Origin of the sequence: Paraburkholderia sp. (assembly GCF_026225065.1) — a bacterium.
GTDB lineage: Bacteria > Pseudomonadota > Gammaproteobacteria > Burkholderiales > Burkholderiaceae > Paraburkholderia.
In genome coordinates, this window is record NZ_JAMFSB010000435.1 from 1 (window position 1) to 8,331 (window position 8,331).

An 8,331-nucleotide genomic window follows, 5' to 3' on the forward strand; every position below is an offset into this window, starting at 1 on the left:
CGACGCGATCAAGGGCGGCGTAATTCCGCGCGAATACATCCCGGCAGTGGACAAGGGCATTATCGAAACGCTGAAGGCCGGCGTGCTGGCAGGCTATCCGGTGGTGGACGTGAAGGTGACGCTGACCTTCGGTTCGTACCACGACGTCGACTCGAACGAAAACGCGTTCCGTATGGCCGGTTCGATGGCTTTCAAGGAAGCGATGCGCAAGGCCAAGCCGGTCCTGCTCGAGCCGATGATGGCTGTGGAAGTCGAAACGCCGGAAGACTTCATGGGCAACGTGATGGGCGACCTGTCGAGCCGTCGCGGCATGGTGCAAGGCATGGAAGACATCGCCGGCGGTGGTGGCAAGCTGGTGCGCGCCGAAGTGCCGCTCGCAGAGATGTTCGGCTATTCCACCTCGCTGCGTTCTGCTACGCAAGGCCGCGCGACGTACACGATGGAGTTCAAGCACTACGCCGAAACGCCGAACAACGTCGCGGAAGCGGTGATCAACGCCAAGCAGAGGTAATCAAGGCTGAAGGCTGGCGCGGACAAAGCCCGTTCAGGTTGAACGGGCTTTTTTTCGTCACGATGCAGGCCGCACGCGTAACCGGCAGACATGCAAGAATGGCAGAACTGCAACCCGAGATGCCCGCCCTCACCCGGCAGCTTTGCATGGGAGACGCACCATGAGCCACGACCATCAGCATGATCACGATCATGACCACCCGCATGAATCCGATACCACCGCGTCCAACGAAGGCGCCCCTATCGACTGGCGCGAACACGGCGTCAAAGTGATCCGTGGCGATCAGCTCGACAGCAACACCGCGCAAACGCCAGGCATGAATCGCGCCGCCGCAATCAACGCGGCGCGCGTCGGCGCGCAGAAAATCTGGGCAGGCACGGTGACGATCCATCCGAATGCCAAGACCGGCGCACATCATCACGGCGCGCTGGAAAGCGTCATCTACGTCGTGCGCGGCCAGGCGCGAATGCGCTGGGGCGAGCACCTCGAGTTCACCGCCGAAGCCGGTCCCGGCGATTTCATCTTCGTGCCGCCTTACGTGCCGCACCAGGAGATCAACGCCAGCACCGACGACCCGCTCGAATGCGTGCTCGTGCGCAGCGATAACGAGGCGGTGGTGGTGAACCTGAACATCGACGCGGTCGAAGCGCCGGAAACCGTGTTCTGGGTCGATCCGATCCACAAGCATCCGCACGAACACTAAGCCAGGCGGCGAAGCACCGGTAAGGATGTCGCCACCGCAGCGGTTCATCTGCCGGTGCATCGGCAAGTGTTATACGACGCCGTGCTCGCCCGCGGCGCAGGGCATCCGAGCGTTGTCAAGGTGATACAGGTTGGCCCTTTAAAGCGCGTCAACTCAAGCCTCAGCGGCCGCAGACGTTCCGAACCGCGGCCCAATCGCTTACACTGAAACCGCTTTTCGCCATCGCGATACCGTCGCCCCTGCCGTGCGCAAGCCGCGCGGCACCTATCAGAACGGACTGGACGCCCCATCGATGAAGACTCCCGCGGATCGACTCCTCGCGCTCGAAACTGCACGCCGCAGTGCCGATCACTACGGCAACCATGCGATCGACGAATTCCTCGCCGGCCGCTTGTCGCGCCGCGAGTTGCTGCGCTACGCCAGCGTGATTGGACTTTCGCTCGCCGGCGGCGGCCTCTTCGCTACCCCGCAGGCACGCGCACAAGGCACCCCCGGCGCCGCGAACGCGACTATTCGCGTCGCGCATCTGACGCCGACCGGAGCGATTGACCCGCTAACAGTCGGCGATGCCGGCGGTCTCGCACTGCTCGTTCAGACCGGAGAATTCCTGATCGACGACGATGGCGAGCACCTGGTCCTCAAGCCAGCGCTCGCGCTGTCGTGGAAGCCGAATGACAAGGGCGATGTCTGGACCTTCAAGCTGCGTCCGAACGTGAAGTTCAACGACGGCCAGCCGTTCACGGCGAAAGATGTCGTTGCCACCTTCGACCGCCTGGCCGACCCGGCAAGCGGCTCGGCGGCGCTCTCCGTGCTGAAGGGCGTGCTGTCCAAGGGCGGCGCTCAGGTCGTCGACGATCATACGGTCGCGTTTCACCTCGACGCGCCGAACGGCAACTTCCCGTACTACGTTTCCTCGGACAATTACAACGCCATCGTGCTGCCGGCCAGCTATGCGGGCAATTACGAAAAGAGCTTCATCGGCACCGGTCCGTTCAAGCTTGAAAAATACACGCCGAAAGTCGGCGCTTCGTTCGTACGTAATCCCGACTACTGGGGTGCCAAGGCCTTACCCGAACGCGTGCAGTTTTCGTTCTACGCCGACGAACAGGCCCAGATTCTCGCGCTGCAAGGACGCCAGGCCGACGTGATGGGCACGTTCACCGTGCAGGGCGGCATAGGCCTCATGAACAACCCCGAGTTCAAGACGATCGGCGTGAAGTCGAGCGCACATCGCCAGATCCACATGCGCAACGACGATCCGCTTTTCAAGGACAAGCGTGTGCGCCAGGCGCTGGCGCTGTCGCTCGATCGCGACGTGATCGTGCGCGGCCTGTTTCGCGGCAAGGCGCAGGTCGGCAACGACAGCCCATTCGCGCCGGTGTTTCCGTCGTCCGATGCGGGCGTGCCGCAACGCAAGATCGACGTTGCCAAAGCGAAGCAACTGCTCGCGCAGGCGGGTGTGGCCAATGGTTTCGACGTGACGCTCACCACGGAAAAGTACATGGAGATTCCCGATCTCGCGGTGGTCGTGCAAAACGCGGCCAAGGCGATCGGCGGACGCATCAATCTGAAGGTGGAAAGCCAATCGCTCTATTACGGCGCGGCCACGCCCGGCAAATCGGACTGGCTCGACTCGCCGCTCGGCATCACTGACTACGGCCATCGCGGTGTGCCAAACGTGTTCCTGAACGCACCGTTGACAAGCAACGGAACGTGGAACGCGGCGCACTTCAAGAACCCTCAGTACGACCAACTGGTCGCACAATTTGTCGCGGCGGTCGATATCACGTCGCAACGCAAACTCTCCGGCCAGATTCAAACGCTGTTGCTCGACGAGACACCCGTGATCATTCCGTTCTTCTACGACCAACTGATTGCGATGCGCTCTGGCGTCAACGGGATGCGCTTTACTGCGCTCGCGCAGCTGTACTTCGACCGTGTGACGCTCAGTGCCTGAGCGCGGTGTGTGTCGCTCCTAGCTAACCATGTCGACTGCGCTCACGCCCTCCACCCCTCGCGTTAGCAAAGGCAACGCGGGACGGGTTGCGCGTTTTCTCGCGACGCGTCTTGCACTGTCGTTGATCACGCTGTGGCTGCTCTCGGTGATCGTATTCGCGGGCGGCCAGTTGCTGCCGGGCGACATTGGCCGTGCGATTCTCGGGCCACTCGCCGATGTGCGCGCGGTCGCCGCGCTCAATCACCAACTCGGCTCGGACCGCCCGCTATTGACCCAATACGTCGAGTGGATTACGCATTTCGTGCGTGGCGACATGGGCCTGTCGTACGCGTATCGCGAACCCGTTGGACCGTTCATCGCAGATGCTCTCGCGCATTCGGCGAAGCTCGGCCTGCTCGCCTTCATCGTGGTCGTGCCGTTGGGTATAGCAGGCGGCGTGTGGGCCGCGATGCACGCAGGGCGCTGGATCGATCGCACGATCAGCATCGCCGGTTTGTCGGCGACGGTCGTGCCGGAATTCGTCTCGTCGATCACGTTGATCCTGATCTTCGGCGTATGGTTGCGCTGGCTGCCAATCGAAGCCTCGTATCCTCCCGGTGCAGGCGTGCTCGAACAACTGAAGCATCTGATCCTGCCGGTGCTGCCGCTCGTGCTGGTGTTCTTCGGCTACATCGCCCGCATGGCGCGAGCCGGCACCGTCGAGGCGCTCGACGCCGATTACACGCGCACTGCCATTCTCAAGGGTCTGCCGCAGAGTGTCGTGATCTGGCGACACGTGCTGCGCAATGCGCTGCTGCCCACCATCACCGTTGCCGCTACGCAGCTCGGTTATATGATCGGCGGCCTCGTCGTGGTGGAGACGCTGTTCCACTATCAGGGCATCGGCTCGCTGATCTACAACGCCGCCAAGGCGAAGGACTTCCCGATGCTCGAAGCCGGCGTGCTGACGATCGGCGTCGTCTATACGGTAGCAAATCTCGCGGCCGATGCCTTGCAGGTGATGCTCAACCCGCGCCTGCGCGTGAGGAGCGGCGAATGAGTACGATTGTGCCTGGCACACCGGCTACGCCTGCCGTGCGCGAGCCCCGCTTCGACCAGTTGCGCGTGCTGCTGCGCTCGCCGACGTTCGTGGTCGGCGTGGTGATCGTCCTATGGTGGGTGGTCTGTGCGATTGGGGGACGCTGGATCGCACCGCTCGACGCCTACGCCTCCGACCCGCTCAACTCGCTAATGCCGCCCGACCACGCGCACTGGTTCGGCACCGATCAGCTCGGCCGCGACGTGTTCTCGCGCGTCATCGTCGGCGCTCGCGACATCCTCACTATTGCGCCGCTCGCCACGCTGCTCGGCACGGTGGCGGGCACGGCTCTCGGCCTCGTGGTCGGCTACTTCGAAGGCTGGGTCGACAATGTAGTGGGGCGCGCGATCGACGCCGTGCTGGCCCTGCCGCTCGTGATCGTCGCACTGCTTGCGCTCGCCGCCGTGGGAGCGTCGAACTTCACGGTGATCCTCGTGATCGGCATCACGTTCACGCCAATCACCGCTCGCACCGTGCGCGCCGCAGTGTTTGCCGAGCGCCATCTCGACTACGTCGCCGCGGCACAACTGCGCGGCGAGCGCGCGCCCTACATCATGTTTGCGGAGATTCTGCCGAACGTGCTGCCGCCGATCATCGTCGAAGCCACCGTGCGCCTCGGCTATGCGATTTTCGCGGTCGCGACGCTGTCGTTTCTGGGCTTCGGCATCCAGCCACCTTCTGCGGACTGGGGCCTCGCGTTGTCCGAGTCGTACACATTGATGGCAGGCGGCGCGTGGTGGACGGTCGTGTTCGACGCCGCTGCCATCGCCTCGCTGGTGGTCGGCGTGAACCTGATTGCCGATAGCGTGCAAGGCGTGCTCGACCGATGAACGGCCCCCCTCCCGCCTCGTTTCCCGCCTTCGGCGCCTCGAAGAGCGACCGCACCGACGCGCTGACACTGATCGGCCTCACCGTCACCTACCGGATCCGTGGACGTGACCGCGAAGTCTTGCACGACGTTTCGTTCCGCGTGCGGCGCGGCGAGGCGTATGGTCTGGTGGGCGAATCGGGTTGCGGCAAGTCAACCGTCGCAATGGCAGCGCTGCGCTATCTGCCGCGCAACGGCAAAGCGAAAGCGGGCAAGATCCTGATCGCCGGACAGGACGTGCAGGCGCTCGACGCCGATGCGTTGCGCACGATGCGCGCCACCGCGATCTCGATGGTCTACCAGGACCCGGGCCGCGCGCTGAATCCATCGATGACAATTGCGCGCCAGGTCGCCGAGGCCTTTGAAGCAGCGGGCGCCAGCCGCAGTGAGGCGCTGACGCGCACGCTGGAGATGCTGCGGCGTGTGCGCATCGCAGCGCCTGAACGGGTGATGGACAGTTATCCTCATCAATTGTCAGGCGGCATGCAGCAGCGCGTGGTGATCGCCATGGCTCTCGCATCGAACCCTGCCCTGCTGATTCTCGACGAACCCACTACCGGCCTGGATGCGACAGTGGAAGCCGAAGTGCTGGACCTCGTCGCGCAACTGCGCAAGGAACTCGGCACCGCGGTCCTCTTCATCAGCCACAATCTCGCGGTCATCGGGCGCATGTGCGAGCGTGTCGGCGTGCTGTATGCGGGGAGGCTCGTCGAAGAAGGCGCGACGCAAGACGTGTTTGCCCGGCCGCGCCATCCATACACGGTCGGCCTGCTGCGCTGCCTCCCCACCTCGGGACGCAGCAAGGAGCGCGAGCGGCTCGACACGATCGCGGGGCAACTGCCCTCGCCCGGCTCGGTCACGCAGGGTTGCATCTACGCAGACCGGTGCCGTCTCGCGGATGACCGCTGCCGCCGCGAGGCTCCGCCGCCGCATCGTGTTGCCGGTGCGCACGGCGATCAGATGTCGCGTTGCCACTATCACGAGCGGGCGATGGAATTGCCCCGTACCAGCACCGAAGCGGCCTCGCCTCAACCCGGCGCTGACAAAGACGCAACGCCTGCCGCCGCTCCAGCCCTTGGCGCGCTCGTGCTGCGCGCCGAACGGGTTTCGAAGACATTCCACGTGGGAGGCATCGCGCTGCGCGCAGTCGACGACGTCTCGCTCGATCTGGCCACCGGCGAGACCTTGGGCCTCGTCGGCGAATCGGGCAGCGGCAAGACAACGCTCGCCAAACTGATGCTCGGCCTGCTCGCACCCGACGCCGGCAGCCTCCTCGAACTCGACGGCAAACCGCTGCCCGCACGCGTCACGAGTCGCAACGACGAGCAGGTCAAATCGCTACAGATCGTGTTCCAGAATCCCGACTCGGCGCTCAACCGGTCGCATTCCGTGAGACGGCTGATAGGCCGCGCCCTCTCGCGGCTCGCAGCGTTGAGCGGACCGGCGCAGGACGAGCGGCTCGCAGCGTTGACGGCAGCCGTGCGCTTGCCGGATCGCTATCTCAGCTCCCGCACGCGGCAATTGTCGGGCGGCCTCAAACAGCGAGTTGCGATTGCCCGTGCGTTCGCGGGCGAGCCGCGCGTGGTGGTCTGCGACGAACCGACCTCCGCGCTCGACGTCTCCGTGCAGGCGTCGATCCTCAACCTGCTCGCCGATCTGCAACGCGAGCGCGGCGTGAGCTACGTGTTCATCTCGCACGATCTGCACGTGGTGCGTTATCTATCCGATCGCATCGCAGTGCTATACGTCGGACGGCTTCTGGAGATCGGGCCAGCCGCCGCGGTCTTCGACGGCCCACATCATCCGTATACCGAGGCGCTGCTGTCTTCGGCGCCGGCGCTCGACGCCGTCAATCGCGGCGAGCGCATTCGTCTGTCCGGCGAGATGCCGAGCCCGGCCTCACCGCCTTCGGGCTGCGTGTTCCACACACGCTGCCCGCGCAAGCTCGGCGCTGTCTGCGAGGAGCAGGATCCGCCTTTTGCCGACGCCGGCAGCGGGCATCGGATCCGCTGCCACATCCCCATCGATGAGCTGCGCAAGCTGCAGGCCGCGCCCCGCGTCGTCGCCCAGCGCACGACCCCGGACGCGCCCTCAGGTGCAACCCCTGGCGAAGTTTAGCCCGCCACCTCGCGCGCGTTTCACGTCCGAAACGTTTTCCGTCGATTCCCGACATGACGCGTCACACCCATCACGAAGACGCCACATCGGACGGGCTTGAGCGGGCAGTGGCACGGATATCGCTATAAAGGGAGCGGTATCCGGCCCGCGTTGAACGATCCAGCCGCGTGCGCGATCCGTTGCGCTGACATCCATATGCATGGTTGGGTCCAGCGGCATGGCGCGCGCCGTCGACATCGCGCCCGGCAGACGAGCGGTCAACCGGCGTTTGCCGCTACGTGCGAGGGAGGGGGAATCAATCACGTGGACCGGAGCCACAAAGGATCGGCAGAACGGTGACAGCGTTTCGCGCACATCGCGTGCATTATGCATCGGCACGCGATGCGCAGAGCGACTCGGGGAGGCGATCAGGCTCGCAGATCGACAGGCCGCTCGCGTACCACACACGCTTGAGAGACGGCGGCGACGAGGAGCTGGCGTTTCGTCGGGAGAGAAGTGATGAAGACCAGAATATTAAATCAGTACTGCTACGGGATAGCCGGCGGTATGGCGATATTCGCCGCAGGCGCGGGATTACTTTCGACTCAAGTCGCGTACGCGGGCTCCAGCGAAGACGTTGCGAGGCTGACGGTTGCGGCCGGTGCTCCGTTGCCCGCGAGCGGCGCGGCGACCACGACGCAACTCACGCAGAGCGATCCGTCGGGAACCGGGGAGGCGGCTTATGGCGCCACTGCGGCTGAGGATGTCGCTACGGTCTTCGGTGGTCTGGAATGCCGTGGTACCGATGCGGGTCACTGCACAGCGCACGGCCGCAGCGGAGCTGCGAGTTCGGGCGGCAACACAGGTGCGGGTAGCGGCGCCGGTGCCGCAGCGGGCGCAGGGCCGAGTGGAAATGGGGCGGGCGCCGGCAAGGGTGGTGGAAGCGGAAGCAGCGGTGGTGGTAGCGGTAGCGGCCCAAGTGGCGGTGGCAGTGGTCCCGGCGGTGGTGGTAGTGGACCCGGTGGTGGCGGTAGTGGTCCAGGCGGCGGCGGTAGCGGCCCGGGAGGCGGTGGTAGTGGTCCAGGCGGTGGCGGTAGCGGCCCGGGAGGCGGCGGTA

Annotated in this window: 6 protein-coding genes and 1 pseudogene; all 7 read left to right on the forward strand. The window is 64.9% G+C overall.

Annotated elements, in window-relative coordinates:
• Nucleotides 1–511: pseudogene (fusA, locus tag M0954_RS29530) on the forward strand (elongation factor G); the annotation flags it as partial.
• A gap of 160 nt (nucleotides 512–671) precedes the next feature.
• A complete protein-coding gene (locus M0954_RS29535; RefSeq protein WP_133892320.1) occupies nucleotides 672–1,214 on the forward strand; it encodes a cupin domain-containing protein in 543 nt (180 codons plus the stop codon).
• 292 nt (nucleotides 1,215–1,506) lie between these two features.
• Nucleotides 1,507–3,171, forward strand: coding sequence for an ABC transporter substrate-binding protein (locus M0954_RS29540; protein ID WP_297357028.1), 1,665 nt, complete (start codon nucleotides 1,507–1,509; stop codon nucleotides 3,169–3,171).
• A 28-nt stretch (nucleotides 3,172–3,199) separates the two neighbouring features.
• Nucleotides 3,200–4,210 carry an ABC transporter permease gene (locus M0954_RS29545; RefSeq protein WP_123385554.1) on the forward strand — a complete coding sequence of 337 codons (1,011 nt, stop codon included), beginning with the start codon at nucleotides 3,200–3,202 and terminating at the stop codon, nucleotides 4,208–4,210.
• Entirely contained in the window at nucleotides 4,207–5,079 is an 873-nt protein-coding gene (locus tag M0954_RS29550) for an ABC transporter permease (RefSeq protein ID WP_122153553.1), read from the forward strand. Before M0954_RS29545 ends, M0954_RS29550 begins: the two co-directional genes overlap by 4 nt.
• Entirely contained in the window at nucleotides 5,076–7,235 is a 2,160-nt protein-coding gene (locus M0954_RS29555; protein ID WP_297357030.1) for an ABC transporter ATP-binding protein, read from the forward strand. The genes M0954_RS29550 and M0954_RS29555 overlap by 4 nt, the downstream gene beginning before the upstream one ends.
• Before the next feature lie 742 nt (nucleotides 7,236–7,977).
• The coding region (locus M0954_RS29560; RefSeq protein WP_297357032.1) for a hypothetical protein at nucleotides 7,978–8,331 on the forward strand (354 nt) is incomplete at its 3' end.